This window comes from Mesorhizobium sp. WSM4833, assembly GCF_055811095.1.
Genome location: NZ_JBVVQG010000009.1, coordinates 64,827 through 88,115, shown reverse-complemented (window position 1 = coordinate 88,115; position 23,289 = coordinate 64,827). Strand labels below are relative to the sequence as shown.

Annotated in this window: 23 protein-coding genes and 1 pseudogene; 13 read left to right on the top strand and 11 right to left on the bottom strand. The window is 58.8% G+C overall.

Going from position 1 to position 23,289, the window contains the following annotated elements; genetic code table 11:
* Positions 1–292: 292 nt before the first annotated feature.
* Together AC0L2D_RS19575 and AC0L2D_RS19570 are read right to left on the bottom strand one after the other, a co-directional pair.
* Positions 293–577 (bottom strand): DUF6894 family protein, encoded by a 285-nt coding sequence (locus AC0L2D_RS19575; protein ID WP_473541993.1) that lies wholly within the window; start codon positions 575–577, stop codon positions 293–295.
* 111 nt (positions 578–688) lie between these two features.
* Entirely contained in the window at positions 689–937 is a 249-nt protein-coding gene (locus AC0L2D_RS19570; RefSeq protein ID WP_013525118.1) for a hypothetical protein, read from the bottom strand.
* Between the two features lie 278 nt (positions 938–1,215).
* On the opposite strand from AC0L2D_RS19570, the gene AC0L2D_RS19565 reads away from it, so the two are divergent.
* From AC0L2D_RS19565 to AC0L2D_RS19555, 3 genes are all read left to right on the top strand, one after another.
* Positions 1,216–4,368 (top strand): GAF domain-containing protein, encoded by a 3,153-nt coding sequence (locus AC0L2D_RS19565; RefSeq protein WP_473541991.1) that lies wholly within the window; start codon positions 1,216–1,218, stop codon positions 4,366–4,368.
* A gap of 110 nt (positions 4,369–4,478) precedes the next feature.
* Positions 4,479–4,805, top strand: coding sequence for a low affinity iron permease family protein (locus AC0L2D_RS19560; RefSeq protein WP_027036398.1), 327 nt, complete (start codon positions 4,479–4,481; stop codon positions 4,803–4,805).
* Positions 4,750–6,138 (top strand): phospholipase D-like domain-containing protein, encoded by a 1,389-nt coding sequence (locus tag AC0L2D_RS19555; protein ID WP_473541989.1) that lies wholly within the window; start codon positions 4,750–4,752, stop codon positions 6,136–6,138. The genes AC0L2D_RS19560 and AC0L2D_RS19555 overlap by 56 nt, the downstream gene beginning before the upstream one ends.
* A gap of 144 nt (positions 6,139–6,282) precedes the next feature.
* On the opposite strand, the gene AC0L2D_RS19550 is transcribed toward AC0L2D_RS19555, so the two are convergent.
* The 6 genes from AC0L2D_RS19550 to AC0L2D_RS19525 form a co-directional block, all read right to left on the bottom strand.
* The gene (locus tag AC0L2D_RS19550) at positions 6,283–6,504 is read right to left on the bottom strand and encodes a hypothetical protein (RefSeq protein WP_013525114.1); all 222 of its coding nucleotides are present in this window, start codon (positions 6,502–6,504) and stop codon (positions 6,283–6,285) included.
* A 9-nt stretch (positions 6,505–6,513) separates the two neighbouring features.
* Complete coding sequence (locus AC0L2D_RS19545) at positions 6,514–6,714, bottom strand: hypothetical protein (RefSeq protein WP_013525113.1); 201 nt, start codon at positions 6,712–6,714, stop codon at positions 6,514–6,516.
* Between the two features lie 703 nt (positions 6,715–7,417).
* Positions 7,418–7,711, bottom strand: a complete 294-nt coding sequence (locus tag AC0L2D_RS19540) for a DUF768 domain-containing protein (RefSeq protein ID WP_013525111.1) — start codon at positions 7,709–7,711, stop codon at positions 7,418–7,420.
* Positions 7,712–7,853: 142 nt separating this feature from the next.
* Positions 7,854–8,456, bottom strand: a complete 603-nt coding sequence (locus tag AC0L2D_RS19535) for a DUF4142 domain-containing protein (protein WP_082826787.1) — start codon at positions 8,454–8,456, stop codon at positions 7,854–7,856.
* Positions 8,457–8,515: 59 nt separating this feature from the next.
* Positions 8,516–9,913: a cytochrome b6 gene (locus AC0L2D_RS19530; protein ID WP_013525109.1), complete on the bottom strand. Its 1,398-nt coding sequence runs from the start codon at positions 9,911–9,913 to the stop codon at positions 8,516–8,518.
* Positions 9,914–10,147: 234 nt separating this feature from the next.
* Positions 10,148–10,393, bottom strand: a complete 246-nt coding sequence (locus AC0L2D_RS19525; protein ID WP_013525108.1) for a hypothetical protein — start codon at positions 10,391–10,393, stop codon at positions 10,148–10,150.
* Between the two features lie 714 nt (positions 10,394–11,107).
* Between AC0L2D_RS19525 and AC0L2D_RS19520 the strand changes: the two genes are divergently transcribed.
* Positions 11,108–11,617 (top strand): ferritin-like domain-containing protein, encoded by a 510-nt coding sequence (locus tag AC0L2D_RS19520; RefSeq protein ID WP_013525107.1) that lies wholly within the window; start codon positions 11,108–11,110, stop codon positions 11,615–11,617.
* Between the two features lie 512 nt (positions 11,618–12,129).
* Here the strand turns inward: AC0L2D_RS19520 and AC0L2D_RS19515 are convergent.
* Positions 12,130–12,294 (bottom strand): hypothetical protein, encoded by a 165-nt coding sequence (locus AC0L2D_RS19515; protein WP_164752019.1) that lies wholly within the window; start codon positions 12,292–12,294, stop codon positions 12,130–12,132.
* Positions 12,295–12,355: 61 nt separating this feature from the next.
* On the opposite strand from AC0L2D_RS19515, the pseudogene AC0L2D_RS19510 reads away from it, so the two are divergent.
* Both AC0L2D_RS19510 and AC0L2D_RS19505 read left to right on the top strand, forming a co-directional pair.
* Positions 12,356–12,625, top strand: a pseudogene (locus tag AC0L2D_RS19510) (amino acid synthesis family protein); the annotation flags it as partial.
* A 399-nt stretch (positions 12,626–13,024) separates the two neighbouring features.
* Positions 13,025–13,342, top strand: coding sequence for an ArsR/SmtB family transcription factor (locus tag AC0L2D_RS19505; protein ID WP_050596224.1), 318 nt, complete (start codon positions 13,025–13,027; stop codon positions 13,340–13,342).
* Between the two features lie 113 nt (positions 13,343–13,455).
* Here the strand turns inward: AC0L2D_RS19505 and AC0L2D_RS19500 are convergent, their stop codons facing one another.
* Positions 13,456–13,755, bottom strand: coding sequence for a DUF1236 domain-containing protein (locus tag AC0L2D_RS19500; RefSeq protein ID WP_013525105.1), 300 nt, complete (start codon positions 13,753–13,755; stop codon positions 13,456–13,458).
* 475 nt (positions 13,756–14,230) lie between these two features.
* Here AC0L2D_RS19500 and AC0L2D_RS19495 point away from each other — a divergent pair, with 475 nt between their 5' ends.
* The 3 genes from AC0L2D_RS19495 to AC0L2D_RS19485 all read left to right on the top strand — a co-directional run bounded on the left by AC0L2D_RS19495 (position 14,231) and on the right by AC0L2D_RS19485 (position 16,773).
* Complete coding sequence (locus AC0L2D_RS19495; protein WP_063170791.1) at positions 14,231–14,608, top strand: low affinity iron permease family protein; 378 nt, start codon at positions 14,231–14,233, stop codon at positions 14,606–14,608.
* 802 nt (positions 14,609–15,410) lie between these two features.
* Positions 15,411–16,154, top strand: coding sequence for a DUF4142 domain-containing protein (locus AC0L2D_RS19490; RefSeq protein WP_013525102.1), 744 nt, complete (start codon positions 15,411–15,413; stop codon positions 16,152–16,154).
* Positions 16,155–16,176: 22 nt separating this feature from the next.
* Complete coding sequence (locus AC0L2D_RS19485) at positions 16,177–16,773, top strand: hypothetical protein (protein ID WP_013525101.1); 597 nt, start codon at positions 16,177–16,179, stop codon at positions 16,771–16,773.
* A 500-nt stretch (positions 16,774–17,273) separates the two neighbouring features.
* On the opposite strand, the gene AC0L2D_RS19480 is transcribed toward AC0L2D_RS19485, so the two are convergent.
* On the bottom strand, positions 17,274–19,046 hold the full coding sequence (locus AC0L2D_RS19480; protein ID WP_473542170.1) for an SLC13 family permease: 1,773 nt from the start codon (positions 19,044–19,046) through the stop codon (positions 17,274–17,276).
* Between the two features lie 897 nt (positions 19,047–19,943).
* Between AC0L2D_RS19480 and AC0L2D_RS19475 the strand changes: the two genes are divergently transcribed.
* From AC0L2D_RS19475 to AC0L2D_RS19460, 4 genes are all read left to right on the top strand, one after another.
* Positions 19,944–20,099 (top strand): hypothetical protein, encoded by a 156-nt coding sequence (locus AC0L2D_RS19475; RefSeq protein WP_161491093.1) that lies wholly within the window; start codon positions 19,944–19,946, stop codon positions 20,097–20,099.
* Between the two features lie 98 nt (positions 20,100–20,197).
* Positions 20,198–21,127, top strand: a complete 930-nt coding sequence (locus AC0L2D_RS19470; protein WP_245475849.1) for an NAD(P)/FAD-dependent oxidoreductase — start codon at positions 20,198–20,200, stop codon at positions 21,125–21,127.
* Between the two features lie 1,095 nt (positions 21,128–22,222).
* Positions 22,223–22,516 (top strand): helix-turn-helix domain-containing protein, encoded by a 294-nt coding sequence (locus AC0L2D_RS19465; RefSeq protein ID WP_032808422.1) that lies wholly within the window; start codon positions 22,223–22,225, stop codon positions 22,514–22,516.
* 239 nt (positions 22,517–22,755) lie between these two features.
* Entirely contained in the window at positions 22,756–23,007 is a 252-nt protein-coding gene (locus tag AC0L2D_RS19460; protein ID WP_024504642.1) for a hypothetical protein, read from the top strand.
* Positions 23,008–23,289: the final 282 nt, after the last annotated feature.

Below are 23,289 nucleotides of genomic sequence, written 5' to 3'. Positions count from 1 at the left end.
GCTCCTTCTCGGTTGCGGTTTCGTTTTTGATTTTGCTGCGTGCGAAGACGCGACTGAGCAGGGCAAGTTCTGATGGGGTGAAGGCGTCTCTATGCATCGCATCTCAACTCCCGCGCGCCCGTCTCGAGAGCGTCGAGGTGGGCTGAAGCCGTGTTGCAGCCTCTGCGCGTCTTTCGGAGATTAAACAAAAAGGCTGTCCGCACCAGCCAGAAACGGTCTTTTTCGGGTTCACGGCGTGATCTGCCCGGCGGCCGCAACATCTGGCTCGAGGGCGACAGCGGAGAAACCGGCTTCAACCCGATCGCAAGACGCCTGGCTCCTCTGTTTCCTTGAACTCTTCCGTATCCCTGGGCGCGGCGACCAGATCCTGGAATCCGAGAGTGGCGACGAGATAGCCTGCTTCGTCGTAAACCTTCGTCACCCAACTGGTCGGGTCCACGCCATCGATAATTCCGTCGAGCATGGCCTCCTTGGCTGCACGCTTCGCCTCTCTGACAGCCTCATCTCGATCAGCCATATCGGCAAAGATTGCAGGCTGGGCCATGCCTTCGATAAACTCGAAGCGGAATTTCGGCATCGGTCGCTCCAGTCATTGTGCCAGCGCATCGGACATTTCTGGCAGGTTTGACGCTCAACGCGGCGGTGTCGAAAAGGATGCAGCGGGTTGATTGCGCTTGATCATCAAACCTCAGGCAGCATTGCTGCCTCCCATCTCCCAGTCGCCTTGCCAACGTGCGCGCACGGCGATCATCAGTGTGGCCGCTTCCGTCATTCCTGTTTCAAACAACCTGATCAGCTCTCTCGCTACGGCGTTGGCCGCCGCCGTGTCGGGCAAGATAGCAAATTCCTGGCACAGCGCGTCGAACGCGTCGCGAAGGATGTTCAGGTCACTGGGGTAGAGAGCTTCCGTATTCGTGCGGGTTGGTCGGCTAAGCATCAGGCGCTCCTATTCGGCTACAGTGGGATTGCTCCCAAGCAGCGGCGCCCGTTACACAGCCGCTGACAATGGCTTTATGCGGCACAGCCCAGCAGGTGTCATTAAACTATGATGCACGGCGCGTCGTTCGCCCGTTGAGGGCGCATATGGAGTTGTCCTTGGCTGTCGTGACGCAAGTTTCTTCGCAATGCGTCGGCGGCCTAGCCCCGACCTGTTGTCCGGCGCCTGGAACTCTTCGCGACTGACGGCATTATCTAGTCCGACCAACCGGGGGCGAAATGGGAGTCCCGTCACGCGAACGTTCGTCTGAAGTGCAGCGCTTCCAGCTTCTGGCGGGGTTGGGTGACAGGATTCGGGAGATCGATGATCCTGCCGAACTGGCATTTGCGGCAGCGGAATTGCTTGGGAAGCATTTTGGCATCAGTCGAGCCGGATATGGCACGATCGATCTCGAGAAAGAAACGATAGTCATCGACAGAGACTGGAACGCGCCGGGAATCCGAAGTCTGGCCGGAACTCTGAACTTCAGGGACTACGGCTCCTATGTCGATGATTTGAAACGAGGCGAGACGGTCGTCTTCGAGAATGCCGAGACAGACCCGCGAACCCACGACCATGCCGAGGCTCTCAAAGCAATCAGCGCCCAATCCGTCATCAACATGCCGGTTACGGAGCGCGGCGGGTTGGTTGCGTTATTGTACCTCAATCACTCCGAGCCAAGACACTGGACGCCGGCCGAGGTTGCTCTGGTTTCGGAAGTGGCTGACCGGACGCGCACCGCAATTGAACGGCTTCGTGCGGAGAAGGCCCTGCGTGAAAATGCCGAGCGCCTGGCCTTTCTGGATCGCCTCGGCAGAGAGATATCCCCGGCGACAGATGCCGACGCTGTCATGGAGGTCACCACCCGTCTACTTGGCGAACATCTAGGCGTTTCGATTTGCGCCTACGCTGACATGGAGCCGGACCAGGACCACTTCACCATTCGCGGCGACTGGAGCGCTCCTGGCTCGCCTAGCATCAGGGGATACTACAGTCTTGCCGATTTCGGTCGCCTCGCTGTTGGCAATCTGACCGCCAATCGGCCGCTCGTCATCAACGACAATCTCGAGGAAATTGCGCCCGAGGAAGCAAAGACCTTTCAGGATATCGGCATAACGGCAACGATCTGCATGCCCTTGGTCAAGCAAGGCCGGCTGGCTGCGCTAATGGCCGTTCACGACACGCAGCGCCGCGTCTGGTCGCAGCGCGAACTGTCCTTGCTGGCGGAGGTGACAGAGCGGTCATGGGCTCACATCGAGCGCGTCCGCTCGGAACAGGCTGCCCGAGCGAGCGAGGAGCGGCTAAGGCTAGCGACCGATGCAGCCGCTATCGGAACGTGGGACTATGATCCCATCACAAGGGTGCTGCGTTGGGACGACCGATGCAAAGCTCTCTTCGGTCTGCCACCTGAGGCGGAGGTGACATATGAGAGCGCGTTCCTGGCCGGTCTCCATCCAGAAGACCGTGAACGGGCGGATGAGGCCGTACGCCGGGCGCTCGCGCCGGGCGAGTCTTCCCGCTACGACATCGAATATCGGACGATCGGGCTGCGCGACGGAAAGGAGCGTTGGATAGCTGCAACGGGCGAATCTCTTTTCCGGTCCGGACGCGCGGTGCGTTTCATCGGCACCGTCATGGATATTACCGCGCGAAAGCGGGTGGAGAACCAGCTTCAGATGATGAATGCGACTGCCGCCGCCGTGGCAGCCGAGCTGGACGTGGAGCGCATTGTCCAGATTGTCACCGACGCTGGCGTCGCGCTGTCAGGCGCGCAATTCGGAGCTTTTTTCTACAATGTCCTCGATGACACGGGGGACAGCTATGTGCTCTACGCCCTGTCGGGAGCGCCACGCTCCGCTTTCGAAAATTTTCCCATGCCACGCAACACGGCCGTGTTCGAGCCTACTTTTCGCGGGACGGGCGTGGTGCGTTCCGATGATATCCTCATGGATGTGCGCTATGGAAAAAATTCGCCGAGGAAGGGAATGCCGGAAGGCCATCTTCCCGTGCGATCCTATCTTGCCGTGCCGGTCATTTCGCGATCGGGCGAAGTGCTGGGTGGGCTGTTCTTCGGACATTCCGGTTGCGGTGTCTTTGCCGCAGAGCATGAGACAGCCTTGCTGGGGCTGGCCGGTCATGCCGCCACGGCAATCGACAACTCCCGACTGTTCAAAGCGCTGCAGACGCTCAACGCCACTCTTGAGCAGCGTGTGGCTGAGGAAGTTGCCGAACGCGTCCGAGCAGAAGAGCACCTGCGCCAGGCGCAGAAGATGGAGGCCGTGGGACAGCTTACCGGTGGCATCGCCCACGACTTCAACAATATGCTGGCTGTCATCATTGGCGGTTTGAATCTCGTGCAGCGCAAGCTCAGAAACGGCGACACGAACGTGAACCACTTCGTCACCGGTGCAATCGATGGGGCACAACGCGCTGCGGAACTTACCAAGCGGCTGCTTGCCTTCTCTCGCCAGCAGCCCTTGGCACCGACGCGCCTGAATCCTAATCGACTCGTCTCCGGCATGAGCGAACTGCTGAGCCGAACGCTTGGAGAGACCATAGCAATCGAGACGGTGCTCGCCGCTGGGCTGTGGCATGTGGAGGCCGATGCAGGGCAATTGGAAAGCGCATTGCTCAACCTTTGCGTCAACGCACGCGATGCCATGCCCGGCGGCGGAAAGCTCACGATTGAAACGTCTAACGCCCATATTGACGATCGGTATGCGAGAGAAAACGCGATCTCCTCGGGCCAGTATGTGATGATAGCGGTCACCGATTCCGGAACGGGCATGACTGCGGACGTGCTGGCAAGAGCCTTCGATCCGTTCTTCACCACAAAGGGAGTCGGCAAGGGTACCGGATTGGGACTTAGCCAAGTGTATGGGTTTGTTCGTCAGTCCGGCGGCAGCGTCAAGATCTATTCCGAACTCGGTGTCGGAACCACCTTGAAGATCTATCTACCGCGGTCGCATGGCGGCATTCCCGACAGCCCGGCCGCCGCCTTGGCGGGCGAGCATCCGGGACATTCAGACGAGGTCATCATGATCGTCGAGGATGAAGATCGTGTACGCCTGATGGCCGCAGAAGCGCTGCGAGAACTGGGCTATTCCGTCCTGGAAATGTCGGGGCCACGAGATGCACTTGCCGCCGTGGAGAGCGGGCATGTGCCTTCGCTTCTGTTCACCGATGTGGTCATGCCGGAAATGTCAGGCCGCGAACTGGTGGACAAGGTCAGGACATCGCACCCGTCACTAAAGGTGCTCTACACCACCGGCTACACGCGAAACGCGATTGTTCACAATGGCACGCTCGATTTTGGAACGGAGCTTTTGACCAAACCCTACACGATCGACGAGCTGGCCGAGAAGGTCCGAAAGGTGCTCGATCGAAAGTAACGATCGGCCAGAGGCGATGTACTCAAGCGGCCGACCCAAATCCACTGCAGGCACGGCGGGGCGGTATGATGTCTCGCCGGAACCAGGGGGACTGCCGCGAGTTCTCTGGAATGGCAAATCATCCGATCACCAGCGCCCTTACCTCAATCGGCACACTGACTTCCCGTCCCGCTGCGTTCCTGGTCTTGTTGGCCTACGCAATTCTTTGGATGATTTTCGAGCGACAGAGCTTGGATTGGCATGGAGCCGCAACATTGTTCACCTGGGCGATGACGCTGTTCATCCAGCGTGCGGAGCACCGCGACACTCAAGCGATCCATGCCAAGCTGGACGAGATCCTGCGGTCAGATCACGCGGCTTCAAACATCACCCGGATCGACGATGAAGAGCCCGAGGAGATCGAAAAACATCGCCATCGCCAGCAACAGGGCGATTGACGTGCAGCCTTTCGGTCCCGTTGCGTCAGGCGCCCGCAAGAAGACCTCCCGCATTGCGCCTTGGCGAAAGGTGCTCATCTATCTGGCCATTGCCGCCATCGGCAGCCTGCTCACGGTGTTGATCATAAACCTCACTCCGCAGCCGCGCGTTCTACGATCTATCGTCCCCCACCGGTTCGACGCTACGGATCCCCAATTTTCCAAGACGATGAGCAGCTATTCGCAAGGGCAGATGTTCGGTTCCAACGCGGTCCAAACTCTCGTCAACGGAGACGAAATATTTCCCTCAATGCTGCAAGCAATCGGGGCGGCTCGATCCAGCGTCAACATGGAAACGTATATTTATTGGTCAGGAGCCATCGGCTACGAGTTCGCGATCGCATTGGCGACGAAGGCCCGCGAAGGCGTGGAAGTCCGCGTGAACGTCGACTGGGTTGGCAGCCTTCCCTTCGACGAGGACCTGATCCGCATCATGACGACGGCAGGTGTGCGGTTCGAACGCTATCGGCCGCTACGCTGGTATACGTTGGACCGTGTAAACAACCGAACTCATCGCAAGCTGCTGATCGTTGATGGCCGGATCGCTTTCACTGGCGGGGTCGGCATTGCCGATGATTGGCGCGGGAACGCACGCAACTCAAATGAATGGCGCGACACCCATTACCGGATCGAAGGACCAGCCGTGTCCGCATTCCAGGCGGCGTTCGCCGAAAACTGGCTTGAGACGACCGGCGAGACATTGCAGGGCGGGAAGTTCTACCCTGCAGTTGCGGCCGCTGGCGGTCTCGATGCGCAGTTGATACTTTCTTCGCAGCCAAACGGCTCGGAGAACATGGAGCTGATGATGTTGGCGGCAATAGCCGCGGCCAAGGATCATCTGCGCATCGGCATGGCCTACTTCGTGCCGGACGACATCGCGCTGCAGCAGATTCTTGATGCAAGGAAGCGAGGCGTCTCGGTCGATGTCATCGTTCCCAATTGGCTCACGGATGTGCCTGTGGTGCGAAAGGGCTCGCGCTTTTTCTGGGGCGAATTGCTCAAGGCCGGTGTGCGCATCTTTGAGTTTCAACCCACAATGTACCATCCCAAGCTTTTGATCGTCGACGATGTCTGGGTGAGCTTTGGCTCGGCTAATCTGGATGAGCGATCCTTGCGCCTCAACGATGAGGCCAGTCTGAACGTCTACGGCTTGGAATTCGGGCGGACGCAAATAGACGTTTTCAACGAGGACCTGAAGCGATCAAGGCAGGTCAGTCTGGAAGAATGGCAAGCGCGTCCGCTAAGCGAAAAGGTCACCGACTACTTTGCGAGCAGGTTTCGCTCCCAGCTCTGATAATGGCGAGGAGGCGGAGATCCAAAGTCCCCGCGATTGCTCGCCAGGTATTTCGCAGCCTTGCTGGATCAGGTCGCGGAAGCCCTCCCTCCCAGCCGCGCTCGCCGCTGGACTCTCCCAGTGTTCCGCACGGATGTGGAGAGCCTAAAAGACTTCGATCACCTTACGGCTTCTCTTTTTGAGAGCCTGGATGGGTTTGCGGCGAGTTTGCGGCTGCGCCGGCGACGACTCCACCGGACGCTGTGCAAGCCTTGCTTGTCTCAGCCGCGCCGTCTTCTCGGCGCGTTGTGCGCGTTCAGCGTCCAGCGTCTCTTGGCTGATGCGTTTGGCGCGGTCGTATCTTTCCTTGTCATGATTGCGCGTCACGGACACCTCCTAGCCAGCAACAAAAATCCTGCGAACCTTTTTGGTGACACGCTGCTTGCGTTCTATGGGAGACGGCGTGATGGCCTGTGCGAGGCGCGCTTCCTTCAACCGCGCCGTCTTGGCGGCGCGCTCAGCACGTTCCTTGTCGACAATGATTGCTGCAGCTGATGTGGTCTTCTCGTTGCGAGCGTCATTATTGGTCCGCGGCATCTCAGCGCCTCGCCTTAATTCTTGTCGCCCGCAGAGCCATTTTGTACCTGGGTCGTGCTCTAACCTGGTGTATCGCCCCCTTGGGCGAGATTTTGCCTCGATGAGCCGGCTTCATGCGCAGGTGGTTGTCGTTGTCCGCTTGTGGGATGGCCATCTCGGTTCTCCTATGCGGGCCGAACTTCGATATGACACAAGTGTTCCAAGGCAACGCGCAAGCTGCTGGGCTATTTTCGAGGCAAGGAAACGCGCTTCAGGCGCGTGATCGGGGAACCGTGACAGGGGGCCGTAGCTGGAACTTTGAGAGCGCAGATAGCGTCGGCGCCTGCACACGGCGGCCCTCTCCCAAAAGCTGTCAGCCGCGGCGGTGCGATTACCGGCAGCAAAGGAGCTTGGTGTCGACGATGAACTTCCTGGCGACGAGATCGTTCGGACATTGCTGCAGCGCAGGATCCCCCCGCGAGCGCATTAGCTGGGTATTGTATGGCGTTAGGGCCGTTGAACCACCACCGGGGTGTGTCAGTAGCACCTTACAGGCAGCCGCAGGTCCAAACGAGCAGCACCGTTCCAAGCGCATAAGGGACCAGAAGCAAACCTATCGTCACCCAGAAAGCCGGCTCTGCCAAGGCGGCCATGTCCTTGCGAAACTGCTCCATGGGGCTACCCCGGCAACTTCGACAAACGAAAAGAGCTGATCTGGTATGGCCTACGGCCCGCTTTTGGCATCTTCGACCTCCAGCGCATCCATGAGGGCTGCCACATCGCTGGGTTCGCCAGCGGCGTCACCATGCACGCCAGTTCGCGCTTTCTTGAGCGCTTGCTCGATCGCATCTTCAATGTTTCCGAGCTCGTCCTCACGCACCTCGCGACCATAACCGGCCGCTTCGGCATCCTGCTCGAATTGCTGAGCCAGCACGGCGAAGCTCACTTCCTCTTGGCCGGCAAGAGTGCCGACATTCTCCTGCAGCCAGCTTTCAAAAAACTCTTTGGTCGCGTTCATCGGATAACTCCTCCACCGGATTAAGCGCGGCGGCGATCCGAAGTTCCGCCATGGCGTCACTTTCTCAATCAGACGAACAGAAGCGCGTGCGCTGACATTCACGGAAGGCAGCTGAACTTTCAGGTGCCACATGACCGCCGCTTCATTTGGCCTTTTGCGTATCCGGCGCGAACAGGGCTTGGCCTGCCAGCTTCGCGTGCAACGTGCGGGCCAGGTCAAGATGTTCAAGCACCGTCGGCAGCTTTTCGGAGGCGAAGCGCTGAAGCGCTGCATCCTCGCCCGAGCCTATCTCCCAAGCCAGGAGCTGCGCCGTCCTTTGGTGATCGACGATCTGCGCCCTCAGGTACGCCAGCTCAAACGCGGCGCCGTCGAGCTTTTCGAGATCGGAACGGATTTTCTTGTGATCTGGATCGAGCCCTTCGGGAAGTGGAATCTTGCTTTTATCGGCCACGGATTTCAGCTGCTCATTGGCCTTGTTGTGATCATCGACCATCCGATTTGCAAATTCACGGAGGTCTTCGTGGCTTGTCTTTCCAGCCGCGAGTCGCCCGAACTCTATCTCGGCCCTGCCGCCTGCCGTAATTAGCTGTACGAAAAGCCGATCCTGATAATTCGTCTGGTGCGGTGCTGGAACTCCAGGCTTCTCCATACTGGTATCGGGGGCAAGACCGGCTGGATTGCCGATTTGCGCCAGCGCACAGCAGGGCGACACTGCCAGGACTACTGTCATTATGGCGGCACGCATGAACTGTCCTCCATTCAATACCTAGTTAATTGTCGGCCACGGTTTTTCCCGGATGATGTCTAGAGCGTGAGCAAATAGGCCACCAATGCTTCCTTTTCCGATTGGTCGAGCTTCGTTCCGAGCACCAGGTTGAAGAACTCAACGGTATCGCCCAGCGTCATCAGACGGCCGTCATGAAGATAGGGCGGAGAATCCTTGATCCCGCGCAACGTGAAGGTCTTGATGGGTCCATCTGGAATGGCAACCTGGTCGTTGAACGTCTGACCAACTTTGTAGAATCGCTCGAGCTTCAGGTCGTGCATATTGTTGTCCATGAAGGACTGGGCTGGAACATGACATTCGCCGCAGCGGCCCTTTCCCATGAACACCTGCTCGCCCTTGATCTCCAGCGCACTGGCGGTAGCCGGGTCAAGTCGTCCAAAGGGATCGAGCTTGGGTGCCGGAGGAAAATCGATGATGTTCTGCATCTGCGCCATCATCGCGACCTGGTTGGGCCGATCCGGCAGGTTCACGCCCTTGCGGGTGGCGCTCACGTGATCGCCGTTGAAATAGGCGGTGCGCTGTTCGAACTCCGTAAAGTCTTCCACGGAACGCAGCGAGCGCTTGGATCCGTGGATCTGCTGGTTGAACAAGCCGCGCAGGCTGGTTGTGTCGAGCCGGAAGCGCTCGGCTTGCGGCCGCACGTCCGGGGTGAGGTGAAACGCCCCGTTGGTGTGGAAATTGGAATGGCAATCGAGGCAAGCGACACCCGTGCTTTGCATCGCTACCTTCCTGTCCTCGGTCTGGTTGAATTCCTCCTGCGGAAATGGCGTCAGCAGCAGACGAAGTCCTTCCATCTGCACGGGCGTGATGATGCCGTTCATGTATTCGTAGAAGTTGCGTATCGTCAGCAGATCCCCTCGCGACACATCTCCAAGCTCCGGGTGCGTGGTCAGAAATATTGGAGGTGGAAACTCCGGGGTAAGGTGATCCGGTAGATCGAAATCGACGTCGAAGCGGCGCAGATCGCGTCCTTCATCAGCGCCGATCTCTCTAATCTCACTTTCAGGAAAGACCTGACCTCCGGCGGCCTGCTTGACGTGCGGCAACGGTAGGAAGCCTTGCGGCAACAGACCACGATCACGAATTTCCTGAGGGGTTTTCGCTGCCAGGCTGCTCCAGGTTTCGCCTGCCGGCAGTTTCACTCGCGAGCCTTCTTGTACAGCCTTGCGCCCGCCCGACATCATGACGCCGGGCATCGGCCGGTCGGCCAGATCGTAACGGCTCTCGAGCAGGCCGCGTTGCCGTTGTGTCACAGCCGGCTTTTGCGCCTCGTCAGTTTCCTTGACCGCAGAAAAAGGCAAGCTTGGCAATGGACGATACGTCAGATCCGGCGGCAGCGGGTCCGAAGCAACATTGAGCGTGAACGTTGCAGCGCCAAGCAGGACCGGCAAACCAAGATTGAAGATACGCGACATATCCCCTCCCCACAGCGTTGAATTTGGCCCCAACCAGTGCGCGCAAGCTTTGTTCCATAGCTTTGATAGCCCCAACGCTCACGCTCGGCTTTTCGATGATCACCGGTGTCGCTGCTTTGGAGGGTGCGATCTGCGTGCCTTGCCTGCGTACCGTTCTCGCCATCTTCTGGCTGATGACTGCACGTCCGCTGCCGACTCGTGGCCTTGCAGCAGGCCTGCATCGAGCGAAGATATCTATCCCGACATTCCGGATTGTATCACCCCATCGGCCGACGACCCGTCAGACATCGCCGCATTGTTGATCTGGTCCGTCCCGAACTGAGCGACCTGAACCATCATGGCCCTGGCCTTTGCAATGAGTTCATCGTCGGGAAGAGTATGCCCGGCCTGCAGGGTAACTGTAATACACTCGCCTCCCTCGCCCCGAAATTCCACGACCGGAGCCTGGTCTCGGCTGACGACAACTCCCATCATCTGCATAAAAACCTCCTCGTCGCTTCCTGCATTGGCCAGACAAACGCAACCCAGCTCGGCTATCTAATCCTTGACATAGGCCCCAGGTTGACGCCCGCCTCTGGGCGCCTTGGCGTCTTTCGAATGCTCGGCGACCGCAGGGCCTGCTCCGGATATTTTCTCTGGGGCCGGTGAAGGTGTCGCCGGCTTTGACGGGGTCCTGCCGCTCGATTTCTCGGGGCGGTGTGATATGTTAGTTGAAGACTTGTCTGAAGAAGTCATGGCTCTTTCCCTAGCGCGAAAACCCCAATACCAACCTGCGAAACGCCGTGACGTTCCATCGTGATAAGAGCTCCGTTGTTGAACCTGGAGGCCTCGCTGGGGCGCACCGGCAATGGGCTGATTTTGCAAGACGAATGGCAACGGCCAAGGCGCTCGGGCAAGACACAGCCTGACACATCGCGGCGCGGGTATTGGAATGCGAGCCGACGCGAAACGCTTCATTGAGATCATCCATCACGGAACCCGCGGCAGGCAGCAGCTTCGTCATTTCTGCAGGAATGCGTTTTGCCAACGCCGACACCGCGACCATGCCCGTCGCCCGCCACTCTCTCCTGGTGCCAAGCGCCCGCTTGCAGCGCCTACCTCGAGGAGCCTGCAATACAGGCTGACTCGGCAGCAACCGATGAGGAACAATATCTCCCTTTGAAAGTTCTGGCCGACCCATGAAGGAGGTATGAAATGTCAGAATCACGCGAATGGCTTGTCCAATGGCTCAGGGATGCTCACGCCATGGAGGAGCAGGCCGAAACCATGTTGAATGGGCAACTGAACCGGATAGAGAACTATCCTGAGCTCAGCGAGCGGATTCGCCAGCACATCCAGGAGACCAGACAGCAGGCTGCTCGGCTGGAAACCTGTCTTGACCGCATCGGACAAGGATCTTCCACACTGAAGGATGCCGGCGGCAAGCTGACGGCAATGGCGCAGTCGCTCAGTGGGGTGTTCGCCGGGGACGAAGTGATGAAGGGATCGCTTGCAAGCTACACGTTCGAGCACATGGAAATCGCCTCCTACACAATCCTGATCGCCGCCGCCAAATCGCTAGGCGAAGCAGAGGTCGCCCAGCTCTGCGAAGAGAATCTGCGTGAGGAAGTTGCGATGGCGGACTGGTTGAAAAGCCATATTCCAGCGACAGCCGAGCAGTTCCTCGCGCGGGCCGACTCGGAGAATGACAACGCCAAGCGCTGATCTAGGATCGTGGCTCGCAGGCGATAAGTGAGCGCCGGTCAGCGCAGCGTACGGACCCGCGCTGACCGCCGTGGCGCGGGCCCACATAGCAACTACCTTGACCAGGTAATATTCGTATCGGTCTTGGGGGTGACCGTCCTGTTTGGGCGGCAACGACAAACCAACGACCTGGTCTGATGACGGCAGTTCCTCATGCGGCGTGGAGCGTCATTCCGATTGAAAACAGGAACTGAGAGAGCGGCATCTTGCGTCAAGACGCAGTCGCAAGAAGCATCGTTAGGCCACTGAAGTGAGAACCTCCGTCGGGCCGGGCCACGAAACATTCGGCAGCGGTCGGGCGTTGTGTCGGGAGTTTGGGGCGACCCGCACCGCCATGTTTTCTTGGCAGGTGATCGAGTGCGTTCTGGGAAATGCGCATGCCACGCGGCCTCCGTTATGGCCTGACGATTCGTCCCATCAAGCTGGTCGTTTGTGCCCTCATGCGAGGAGGAAGTCCTTCCAGGCCGAGCGGGTCAGGCAACACCGGAGTATTTTTTCATTACCCTTGCTGCTCGCACGAGTGACGACCAATCAGCTCCCATAGTGGCGACGAGGTCACTAGCTTCTTCGCTGGAAATGCCGGTGCGGGCGGCGAGCTTCTTCGCAAGCAAATCGAAAGCCAGTTCGACTATCGTCATCGTTCAGCCCTTTCGCTAAGCTCTCCATTACCCTCTCGGAGGGTCTCTCGCATTAGCCCATGTTAATGAGGCGAGAAGCAATTTCCTTCACCTCGTGGGCGGCACGACCTATCTCGAATTCTGCAACACACGCAGCGCGCCTGGCGCGCTGCTGTCGCTTCAGATGATGCACAAGAGCGAGAACGGTCGCCGCTCACACTTCATCACCGCCAATTTTCAGATCGCCGACGGCCCGGCTGCCGACGAGATCGTCGTGGCCATCGGTGCTGCGGACGGCGGCTGGGTCGGCATGCGTCAGGAAGGCAGTCGCCGATTGACGGGAACAATTTAGCGAACAGTAAATTCAACGGTCTTCTGGTAGGAGGCAAAAGTGTCCCAGCGAAGCGTCGACAAAGACCGATTGGAGCGCGCAGACCGCGAGGCAAAAGTTGCTAACGCGGCCGAGAGAGAGGCGCGTTATTTGAAAACTGCGCGACTTCGAGAACAACGCCTTGCTGCCGAAGCCAAGGGTCCCCAGGCTTCGAAGAAAGGCCGATCCAGGAGCTAAGGCGCTTAGCCGCCGAGGCTGGCCGTGAGACAGCGACGCCCTTCTGATGGAACATACACCACGCTAATAGTTCTAGCGCGCCGGGCACGCGACGTTCCCGGCACATCCTCATTGGGGCGCCCGCCGCTGCCGTTAAGGGAGGCCGGCGCAAGGCGCGCTCGACGCGTGAGCGAGGGCAACATCATGAATCCCGAAAAGCCCAGCATTTATGCGCCATCCGCCGAGCTGCTCGCTGCCATGGCTAATGAAAAGCGCCTTCTCGCTCTAATGATTCTTGCTGACGGAGAAATGTCCGTTTCTGATCTGGCGCCGCGATTGGGGCTTAGCAACTCAGCACTCTCCCAGCATCTCGGCATGATGCGAGAATCTGGTCTGGTCACCCGGAGGCAGGAGCGCCATAAAGCGTATTACTCGTGCACAGATCTTGCCCTGAAAGTCCTTGAGCTCCTGGACTGGCTTGTTGAGCGGAAAACTCTGCCTGGCCGCGACCATCATCCATGAAGCCGGACCTTTGGAAGGTTGCGATGTCGGGACTCAAGGCTCGTCACCGGATTGTGGAGATTTGTAAGCTTCGACCCCGCCGCCAGCGATGGCGGCGGGGTTGGATGGTTCGTTCAGTCATAAACCTTGATGATTTTCCGGGTGCCCGGGTCCACCAGCACCGTGCGGTTGTCGACCACAACGTAGCGATATTTGACGTTGGGGACCTCATGGATCTCAACCGTTTCCGGCAGGGCTGTCCCGACATTCAGTTCCACGCCGGGGAGCTTGACCGACGCCAGGGGCTGCTTCTTCACATATTCGCGGATGACGGTGTCCTGTTCCGGCTGGATGATGATGTCGTCCGCGGCGGCTGAGCCGATCCCAGCCAATAGCAACATCGCTGCTGCGGTGTTCTTTAGAAGCATGTTCATATCTGCACTCCTGTAGGGACGGGCGCAACACGATCATCGTCCCGCGCCGCCCGGCAAGTTGAACATGGAGCCGCCCTAAACGTTCCGCCCTAGGTACTTAGGTCTAGTCCCCTTGGGACCTAAGTCTGGTTCTGGAAACCGCATTGGTCCTGTCAGCGGCAGCGGCTGGAACGCTTGGCTTCCGCGGCTGTTGTCTCTCGAATTTGGAAGAATGCAGATGGATAAAGTGTGGACCAAGCACGCTGGTTATTCGCGGCTGTTCCCTTTCTCGTGATGGCACTCGTTCTAAGCTGGCATGTGGTGGATGGCGCAGCAACGTCCCTTCCGACGCCGAACCCCTGTATCTTTAACCTGCAGTAGGTGACCTGATGTTGCGCGACAAGGAGAGTCGGATCTTAGAGGCAGGCCTGCTGGCGGCGGTGCCTGTTTGTGTGGCGATTACCGCACTGGTCGCCTTGATGACCTTGGCCAGCATATGAATCGGTTCCTTTTCGCAGCCTCCGACTTCCTATCTCGGCCGCCAGGCTTCTATGTCATGCTCGTGGCAATGGTTTTGTGCACCGCCCTGGTGCCTTTTGGACTGACAAATGCGGTCACCTATGCCCTGTCGGTTGCCGCCATCGTGATCACCGGTGTTGTCCTTTTACAAGGCTATCGCGATACCGCCGCCATTCACGCAAAACTCGACGAGATCATCGTTTCACTGAACGAAACCAGGAACGACGTTGTCGGATTGGAGCATGCCGAGCCGGACGAGATCAGGGAGAAGCTTGTAAAACTCGAAGAAGAAGCGTCCCGAACAGTCGGGGCTGCCAGGCGCGAACTTTCGAAAGCAACAGGAGAGAGATCATGAACAATCTCATTTGGCTCGTTGGTGCGGTGGTCGTCGTCTTGGCGATTTTGAGTTTTTTTGGTCTTCGGTAGGCGACGAGCATTTCCGCCGACAACCTGAAGGATCAGGGGGAACTACACTTGGCGTCGCAAATTGCTTTCATGAATGACAATCAGCCGCCCCCCGACAAGTTGATATCCGAGCCACCGCCAGATTGGCAGGGCGTGTTTTTTGCCACCGCTGCCCTCGTCTCGTCCTTATGCGCCCTGCTGCTGGCATTTTGGATGTCTGTTTGATCGCTGTCGGAGGGGCCACTGTCCTATCAAGAGCCAAAAAGGTTTGGCATCAAAGTTGCATTGACAAGTTGGGGCGGATGAAGCCCGCCGCTTCGCAAATGGGGCGGCGGGCTTTCATAAGCTAACCCTCAGAAACGAGCCTTGGCCGGCAATTTACTTGGCGAAGGTCACGCATGTCGACCTGCTGACGCCGCCGGGATGCCTGGGTAAGCGCAATCTGTGGCGCTACCGACGTCTTTCCGCCGTGTGGTGATCTTCTGGTCGGCCGTCCCGTCTGCTTCAGGCTCTTTGCCGGCAAGCATACCAAACTCACCGTTGGATTTTTTCCGCCATCAGGTCCCCTCTGCGAGCAATGGCAACTCTTCGATGGGTCTGGGGTTCCTGGACAATCTGGGATCGGTGTCACTCCGCCCAGCTCGTGACGGCGGGAATGGCGCCCCGAAAATATCCGACATTTATCAAGGCCCGGAACAAAGATGGCGCCGGGAGATTGGAGTTCATCGTCCTCCTCAACAAGGAACCTAAGCATGAGAACCAAACTACGCATGGCATCGCTGTCGATCGCGACCGCAATGACCGCTGTACTGCCTGCCTTGTCAGCAGAGACGGCCCAGGACTTCGTCACGAAGGCCGCGATCGGCGGGATGTTCGAAGTGCAGTCCAGCAAGGTCGCTCAAAGCAAGCTCCAGGATCCGACCCTTAAGGATTTCGCGCAGAAGATGATCTCCGACCACGGTGCTGCGAACGCCAAACTCGAGAGTATTGCCGGCGAACAGAAATTGCAGGTGCCCGCCGACCTCGACGCTGCCCACAAGAACGAAGTCGACAAGTTGCAGTCAGCTGCGGCGCCAGTCGATGCAACCTATGCCGATATGCAGAAGACGGCGCATGCCGATGCTGTAAGCATGTTTGAAAGCTACGCCAAGGAAGGCGACAATTCCGCTCTCAAGTCGTTTGCAAGCGAGACGTTGCCGACACTCAAGATGCATCAGGAGATGATTGGCAAGGTCGCGGCTGTCGCTCCTGCCCCCGACAGTTCCGCGCCAGCCGCGTCCGATGCGGACGCCACAAATTCTGTGGCACCGGTGCCTGGCGCCAACAGCTTCACCGAGGACCAGGCCAAGAACGCCATCGAGAAGGCGGGCTACTCGGACGTCTCCGCCCTGACGAAGGATGACAAGGGCATCTGGCGTGGAACGGCGAGCAAGGACGGCAAAGCAGCACCCATCGCCCTCGACTTTCAAGGCAACGTCGTTGCCGGCAAGAATTGATCACCAACCAAGGACAAATCAGATGAAAACCGTAACAGGCCTCTTCGACAATTATGATCAAGCAAGCGACGCTGTGGGCGAGCTTGAAGCCACGGGCGTTCCGCACGACGATATTAGCATCGTGGCGGGTAATTCGGGCGGCCGGCTTACGGGCGAAGCGTCGGAGGCTGGCGAGGATGCGGCAGCAGGGGCTGGTGTCGGCGCCGTAGTCGGCGGGGCCGGCGGCCTGCTCACCGGCCTTGGCCTGATGGCCATACCTGGCCTCGGCCCCGTGGTTGCCGCGGGCTGGCTGGCAGCGACTGCGGTCGGCGCTGTCGGCGGTGCCGTGGTCGGTGGCGCAGCTGGCGGCATCATCGGCGCGATGACAGAGTCCGGTGTGCCGGAAAGCGACGCACATGTTTATGCCGAAGGCGTTCGGCGCGGGGGAACAATGGTTATAGCCAGGGTCGAAGACGACCTTGTCCCCGACGCGGAACAGATACTGAAGCAATATAATTCCGTCGACATAGCCCATCGGCGAACCGAATACGAAGCAGGCGGTTGGACCGGCTTCGATCCAACGGATGAAGTCTACACAGGTGATGACCTGGAAAGCGCCAGAGGTCGTCGCAACGTGTGAGATGAAATGACTGGGCGGCTAACAGCCGCCCTCGTCCTTCCTGCGCGATGTGCAACGCTGGTATCTCAGGTAGCACCAAGGTCGAATGGTCGTCGCGACGACTTGCAGTTCACCAGGGCCCTGCCGCTGAGCAACACACGACTTGTGATGCTGATCGCAGCCCGAAAGGGCCTCGTATTCTCGAAGAAAGAGTTATCGGCCTGTCGTCATCACGAAGGTGAACCGGCTTTTCCTAGGTGAGAAACGACGTCAATACTCCGCCAAGCCCCTGACAATCTCGCTGCGGTGTATAGTCCATGGCCTAAGGTTTGTTTGCTGGCTTTCCCTTTGCCCCGATAGAGCGGCCGGAACACAGTTTCTGTTGCCGCGGGCGGGACGAGAGGGGAACTGCTGGCGACACTGACCGCAGGTTGGCCAGCCCGCGTCAGGCTTGCGCGGCGACCTCATTCACGAATGTGGTGTCGTGTGGGATTTCCAAGAAGACATCCGAATATCGGATGTCAGTTCATTGGCCAGACGATCATAAGCATCGGCACAGCAACAATGACTACGAGGAAAGACAGGGGCAGTCCCAGACGCGGATAGTCGCTGAAGCGGTAGCCACCCGGCCCCATGACAAGCGTGTTGCACTGGTGTCCGATCGGGGTGAGAAAATCACAGCCGGCGCCAATGGCGACAGCCATCAAGAACGGTTCGGGCCTGTAGCCCAGATCACCAGCAAATTCGGCGGCGATAGGCGCCATGACAAGGACGGTGGCGGCATTGTTGAGGAATGGCGTAACGGCCATGGCGGCGACAAGGATGAGCGTCAGTGCGCCGGACGCCGGAAGGAGGGTCCCCAGTCTGGCAAGCTCGCCGGCAACTACTCCCGTAGCTCCTGTACTGCGTAGTGAATCGCTCACTGGAATGAGAACGGCGAGCATGACGAGGATAGGCCCATCGAGCGATTGGTAAACATCGCGGAGCGGAATGACCTTGAAAAGCACAATCGCGACCGCGGCCGCGAAAAAAGCGACGGAGACTGGCAGCAGCCCAAACGCCGTCGCCACCATGGCGAGAGCAAGGACCACTACCGGCACGATACCCTTGCGGACGCTGCCAAGAAGGATAGCCCTTTCTGCCAGCGGTAAGCAGCCGAGTTCACGAAGTATCTCGGGCATCCTCGCTGCACTGCCCCGCAAGACGACAACGTCCCCGAGCCTCAGCTCGACTGCGGCCAGCCTGCGGTCGAGGCGCTCCCCACGACGGCTGACGGCCAGGAGGTTGACATTGAAGCGATCGTAAAGGGCAAGGCGCTGGGCGGTCCAGCCGATCAAAGAGGAGCTTTCACCGATTACGGCTTCGATAGCGACCATTTCGTTGGTGGTGTCGTCACCACCGCCCCTATCCCCGGTCACGCTGAGCCTGCCCTGGGAGACAAGGCGATCCAGCGCTTCTGGGTCGCCCTCGAGCAACAGGATGTCATCCACCTTGAGGACCACGTCGGGCAGTGGCGTCATCCGCATCGTGCGATTGCGCAGGATCGACGTCACGATTGCATCGCCGCCGGCGAGCTTCATGAGGTCTGCGACGGTTTTCCCGAGCACCGTGGAGTCGGCGACAATTCGAGCCTCTGTAAGGTAATTCTTGATGTCGAGGGCTTCATTCAGCGACCCGCCAAGCTTTTCGCGCACCGGCAACAACCAATAGAAAAACAGCAGGAAGATCGTTCCGGCAGCGGCTATGGCAGCTCCAACAGGTGTGAAGTCGAACATTGTGAAGGCGGTTCCGATCAGCTCCTCTCGCACTCGGGACACTACGATGTTGGGTGATGTTCCCACCTGCGTCATTAGTCCGCCGAGCAGCGACCCGAATGCCATGGGCATCAGGAATATCGAGGGTGAAATGTTAGACCGGCGCGCGAACTGGAAGGCGATCGGAATCATGATAGCGAGCGCCCCGATATTCTTTACAAAGGCAGAGAGGATCGTGACCACGATCACCAGCAGCGCCAGTTGCGACCGAACTCCCGATAATTTCGGAGCAAAGCGCTTGATCGCTGCCTCCATGATTCCCGAGCGTGCTATCCCTGCGCTCACCAGCAGAGCACTGCCGACAATAACCACGATATCGTCGCTGAACCCGCTGAAGGCTTCGTCAAAAGGCACAATGCCAACCGCGACAGCAAGCAACAGTGCCACAGCCGCGACCAGATCATATCGATAGCGACCCCACACGAACGCTGCCATCATCACGAAGGTTACGGCAAACGACAAAATTTGCGGCGTAGTCATGTCTTCGAATGCCCCGGCCGCCAATGCGACTAATGAGAAACCCCAAACCGCCCCTTTTGTTGCCTCGCTCATTGCGGGGGCCAAAGCGGTCCGGCGGCGTTTGGCCAGGAGCGGATCGGCAGCGTTTAGAAACGGATCTTACGAAGCGGTCTTCGGACTTTGACAGACATCGATGTGCCCCGACCAATCCGACGCTTCAGCCCCAAACCAGGAAGGCCCGAGCCGGGATCAAAAAGCATGCGCTTGCCTCATGTCGAGTCCACCTGGAAAATCGCCCGGACACCACGGATCGGGCGGCGTGCGGAGATCCTTTTCTCACCTGAAGTGCCACAGCAACGCCCCCGATTGCAGGGAGGGTGCCTCTGGTGCCCGGCCCGTGGGCGAGCAGTTTTCTTGGCTACATTCGATTCTCAGGAAGCTTGAATCACGCGGCCTCTCTTTTGTTTTCGTAGCTGACAGGAGCCCCCTCGAAAGCCAGATCACTCCCGCGAGCCCAGTTCTTCTCAGCATCGATCAGCTCATTCTCCCCAGTCAAGCCGTTCAGAAACAGCCTGAGTACGTGCGCAGCTGTCCGTTCTCCGGCCCGCGAAGCAACAGGTACGCCGCGCTGTTCGCAGACCGTCGCACAAACACGGGCAAGCATCACAATATCGCTCGGTTCCAAAAATCGACCTGGATACAACATACCGTCCTCTGTTGGAAAGCCTCGTGAGCCTTTGATTACGCGAGGTCACCGGCAGCAACAATCAACTATGATAGTCTGCACCTCGACTGGGTCAGTAAATTTGAGCGGCCCTTCAGACGATCAGCATTGCGCCCCTCCGGATCGGAAGGACGGGGCTATCAGGTGGGTTTTCCCGGCAGGTCGATCCGATTCGAATCGCGTGGGCTTGGGAAATGCGCACGGTCGCAGGTCTAATGGCAAGTTGGCCTGTGAAATGCCATGTCGGCATTTTCGGGCACCTCGAATTGAAGCCTGATTTGCAGAAGCTGGAATCGCTTGATGGCGAAGACTGCGCAAATCAGATTGAGGCGCGCGCCATCGCCCGGTGAAAGGGACCTCGACGAGTTGCCGCGTAAATCACGTTTGGAGGCCTGACCGTCGCCTGCTCATCCCCTCTGCCAAAGCAGGGAACAAGATCCTGTTTGCAATGTTGGGCGAAATGCCAATTTCTTCCCGCGGTCATGAATTCGACGTGGCTATTGTCGGCGGCGGCCCCGCAGGACTTGCGGCAGGCATGTATCTGGCCAGATTCCTGCATTCGGTGATCGTGGTCGACGCCGGCGACGCACGAGCCAAGCTCATTCCAAAATCGCATAACTGTCCTGGCTTCCCGGACGGCGTAAGCGGGTCAGAGTTGCTCGGCCGTCTCAAAGCCCAGGCACAGAGATACGGTGCAGGCGTAGTGGACGGTCGTGTAGCGGGCGCCAAGAAGCGCGACGGGACCTTTGTGCTGACGACCACCTTCGGGACCATCCGAGCAAAGCGCGTGGTTCTTGCAACCGGGATCGTGGACAAGGCCCCGGCAATAGAAGGGCTGGAGGAGGCCGTCGCGGCCGGCACTGTCCGACTGTGTCCGGTCTGCGACGCCTATGAGGCCGTGGGCAAGCGCATCGGCGTCGTCGGCCCAGAGCATCTGGCGCTCAAGGAAGCCCTGTTTTTGAAGGAGTACAGCGGTCAGGTTACCTTGCTCGCCAACTATCCGGAGGATATTTCGGATGCCGCCCGCGGCATGGCCTCGGCAGGCGGCATTGACATCTGGGACACCGTCGAGGATCTGGTCGCTCGGGCAACTGGGTTCGACGTTGTCATGGCCGAAGGTGCGCCAATGCGGGAATTGGATGTGGTGTACCCCGCAATGGGGTCTGATGTGCGCTCTGAACTTGCCGTCGCACTCGGTGCAGAGTGTGACGCGCAAGGATATGTTCTGGTCAGCCGACACCTCGAAACGTCGACTGCGGGTCTCTATGCCATTGGAGACGTGGCTGAGGGCCTCAATCAAATTGCCGTTGCGTTTGGCCATGCCGCCACCGCAGCAACACATATCCACAATGCACTTCAGTCTAGACCGGAAAGCTGACCGGCCACCCTGCCATAGGGCGCGCGCCATAACGCTCTAGGTCAGCTTCTACATCTAGGTCGATGAAGCGAATTGGGCAGAGCCCTCCGTTTCTCCTGGGCCAGGCGGTGAACCGACGCGCCATGATCCGAAGCCTCTGCGCGCATCTAAGAGTGCGCTTCGAAGGACGCTTCAGATCCGCTCATTGGTGGCAGGCCTCGGGCGCGAAACGTTCAAATCAATTTTGTCCGGCAGGTCTGGCCAGGCATTTTTGATGGCGGTAGTTGTCATTCGATGGACAGGCGGGATGATGACCATCCGGACGTGTCGTTCAGGCCAGAGCGGGTTCCCGAAAATCAGAAAAACGACTGCTACCAGGACACTGACCAACCCCGCTGCAAACACGTTCGCGATGATCTCACCAGGCTGCATACACTCTCCATGAATGAGTACCCGCCACGCCAAGCGAGCCGTGGCGGGTAATCAACCAACCGACGATGAAGGGACGATGATCGACGGTCACATTCCAAATGTGGAAAAGGCTTCCTTGTTTCATAGGTCAGACCTTTGCGATTCCATGTCGGGCTTTGGTCGGGCCCAGACACGGTAGAGTGCTTGCAATGAGGTGTGTAGCAGCGCCAGCGCGAAGGCCCGTCACAGCAACAAACCAGGTTGCCTGGATCCGCAACATATTTAGTGGGTCCGCCCCCACTTGCGGGTAGAGGCGGACCCGGGCGAGGCTTGGGGACCTCGACCGGCAGCGGGGGACGCTGCCGCTCTTCCAACCTGCCGTGGCATATCAGGTTCCTCTGATTCACAAAAAGCCGGCCACCGCGAAGTGGTGGCGGGCAGGTTCTGGAGTGTGCTGGGACCGACCAGCATAGGTCAACGAGCCGCAACAGGGTTGGTTGCGATAGCGGGCGGACGCCCGCCAACCCTCAGCGCTCGCTTCAGGCGCCCACTGCTTGCCCCCTCGTCCCAGTGCCGGCCTATTGCCTGACGCATGCATTGCTGAGACATCGCTCGTGACGACCGTCCCCCGCGCGGGAATTGCTCGATCTTTCGATCGTCGATAGATCGAAGGAACATTTTAGACGTATCGAATGTTCAAATCCTATGGACAGCCGAACCCAACTTTCACCAGCTCAATCGAGAGCAGCACGCGCCCTGCTGAACTGGCCGCGAGTACGGCTTGCCGCAAAAGCGAGCGTTAGCGAAATGACGATCAGAGATTTTGAGAACGGTATTCGAAATCCGCGTCCCCACAAGATCGCGGCCATGCGTCAGGCGTTTGAGGACGCGGGAATTGCTTTCACCTTCGAAGGCGCTCCATCGCTAGCCCGCCCTGAAGGGCATAGCAGTCTCTCCACCACCAATAGAATGTGGCGCAGCCGGCAGAGACAAGCATAACGATAAAGGTCCTTGAGCCTCGTATTAGCAATCCACTTGACCCACAGCCCACCTAAAGGCGCGAGCCAAGAAACCGGTCAAGCCGGTGAGGCGTCGTTGCTATATGCATCGTTTGAACATTACTTCCGATACGCTCCTGACTTCTTCATTGCCCTCGTCAGGCTTGGTACCGGCATCACCGGCGGCTGGTCCGCAAGGTCGCTGGCAGCCATGGGGGGAGCCGGTTCTGGAAACGGCAGATGGCTCGCGATCCAATCGTCGAGGAACCTGCGGCCGCGAGCATCATCCGGTCAAACCAGGATCGTAGTGGAGATGGCATCGTGGATCGTGCCATAGAGGCTGTCGATGGGCTGGCGGAAGCGTCCATGCAGTCACGATGCTTTCAGCTCATCGAACCTCGGGCGCCAAAGAGTGTTCCGTTGGTTTTTGCTGAAATGGCGGGAACTTTTTCCTCCGGCGGTGATTTTCGTCGCCATGACAAAACTGTCTGACCTTGGACCTCGCATCCCCCGCAACGGGGGTAATTGCATTCGCGAAAAGGACCGCTTCTACGCGTGTCCATCTTGCGGCCAGAAAGTCGATCAGACCGATTTGCGGCAAGTCATGTGGCACGAACGGCCTGGCCACGAGCCGCTGGAGCCGGAAGACAGCGCGACGATAATCAAGTTCCCGGAGCCCCGGAAATAGCGATCAGTCGCATGTGACCCGCCGTCCATCGAGACAGCGGGCGCGACTTCCCCCCTCGCAAAAATCAAAGGAACAAAGGTCAGATC

Bases quoted from the DNA above. Each gene is read 5' to 3' on its own strand.
- AC0L2D_RS19575 (WP_473541993.1), bottom strand. From the start codon at position 577: ATGCCGAAATTCCGCTTCGAGTTTATCGAAGGCATGGCCCAGCCTGCA.
- AC0L2D_RS19570 (WP_013525118.1), bottom strand. From the start codon at position 937: ATGCTTAGCCGACCAACCCGCACGAATACGGAAGCTCTCTACCCCAGT.
- AC0L2D_RS19565 (WP_473541991.1), top strand. From the start codon at position 1,216: ATGGGAGTCCCGTCACGCGAACGTTCGTCTGAAGTGCAGCGCTTCCAG.
- AC0L2D_RS19560 (WP_027036398.1), top strand. From the start codon at position 4,479: ATGGCAAATCATCCGATCACCAGCGCCCTTACCTCAATCGGCACACTG.
- AC0L2D_RS19555 (WP_473541989.1), top strand. From the start codon at position 4,750: ATGAAGAGCCCGAGGAGATCGAAAAACATCGCCATCGCCAGCAACAGG.
- AC0L2D_RS19545 (WP_013525113.1), bottom strand. From the start codon at position 6,714: ATGCCGCGGACCAATAATGACGCTCGCAACGAGAAGACCACATCAGCT.
- AC0L2D_RS19540 (WP_013525111.1), bottom strand. From the start codon at position 7,711: ATGAACGCGACCAAAGAGTTTTTTGAAAGCTGGCTGCAGGAGAATGTC.
- AC0L2D_RS19535 (WP_082826787.1), bottom strand. From the start codon at position 8,456: ATGCGTGCCGCCATAATGACAGTAGTCCTGGCAGTGTCGCCCTGCTGT.
- AC0L2D_RS19530 (WP_013525109.1), bottom strand. From the start codon at position 9,913: ATGTCGCGTATCTTCAATCTTGGTTTGCCGGTCCTGCTTGGCGCTGCA.
- AC0L2D_RS19525 (WP_013525108.1), bottom strand. From the start codon at position 10,393: ATGCAGATGATGGGAGTTGTCGTCAGCCGAGACCAGGCTCCGGTCGTG.
- AC0L2D_RS19520 (WP_013525107.1), top strand. From the start codon at position 11,108: ATGTCAGAATCACGCGAATGGCTTGTCCAATGGCTCAGGGATGCTCAC.
- AC0L2D_RS19515 (WP_164752019.1), bottom strand. From the start codon at position 12,294: ATGACGATAGTCGAACTGGCTTTCGATTTGCTTGCGAAGAAGCTCGCC.
- AC0L2D_RS19505 (WP_050596224.1), top strand. From the start codon at position 13,025: ATGAATCCCGAAAAGCCCAGCATTTATGCGCCATCCGCCGAGCTGCTC.
- AC0L2D_RS19500 (WP_013525105.1), bottom strand. From the start codon at position 13,755: ATGAACATGCTTCTAAAGAACACCGCAGCAGCGATGTTGCTATTGGCT.
- AC0L2D_RS19495 (WP_063170791.1), top strand. From the start codon at position 14,231: ATGAATCGGTTCCTTTTCGCAGCCTCCGACTTCCTATCTCGGCCGCCA.
- AC0L2D_RS19490 (WP_013525102.1), top strand. From the start codon at position 15,411: ATGAGAACCAAACTACGCATGGCATCGCTGTCGATCGCGACCGCAATG.
- AC0L2D_RS19485 (WP_013525101.1), top strand. From the start codon at position 16,177: ATGAAAACCGTAACAGGCCTCTTCGACAATTATGATCAAGCAAGCGAC.
- AC0L2D_RS19480 (WP_473542170.1), bottom strand. From the start codon at position 19,046: ATGACTACGCCGCAAATTTTGTCGTTTGCCGTAACCTTCGTGATGATG.
- AC0L2D_RS19475 (WP_161491093.1), top strand. From the start codon at position 19,944: ATGCGCACGGTCGCAGGTCTAATGGCAAGTTGGCCTGTGAAATGCCAT.
- AC0L2D_RS19470 (WP_245475849.1), top strand. From the start codon at position 20,198: ATGTTGGGCGAAATGCCAATTTCTTCCCGCGGTCATGAATTCGACGTG.
- AC0L2D_RS19465 (WP_032808422.1), top strand. From the start codon at position 22,223: ATGGACAGCCGAACCCAACTTTCACCAGCTCAATCGAGAGCAGCACGC.
- AC0L2D_RS19460 (WP_024504642.1), top strand. From the start codon at position 22,756: ATGGCTCGCGATCCAATCGTCGAGGAACCTGCGGCCGCGAGCATCATC.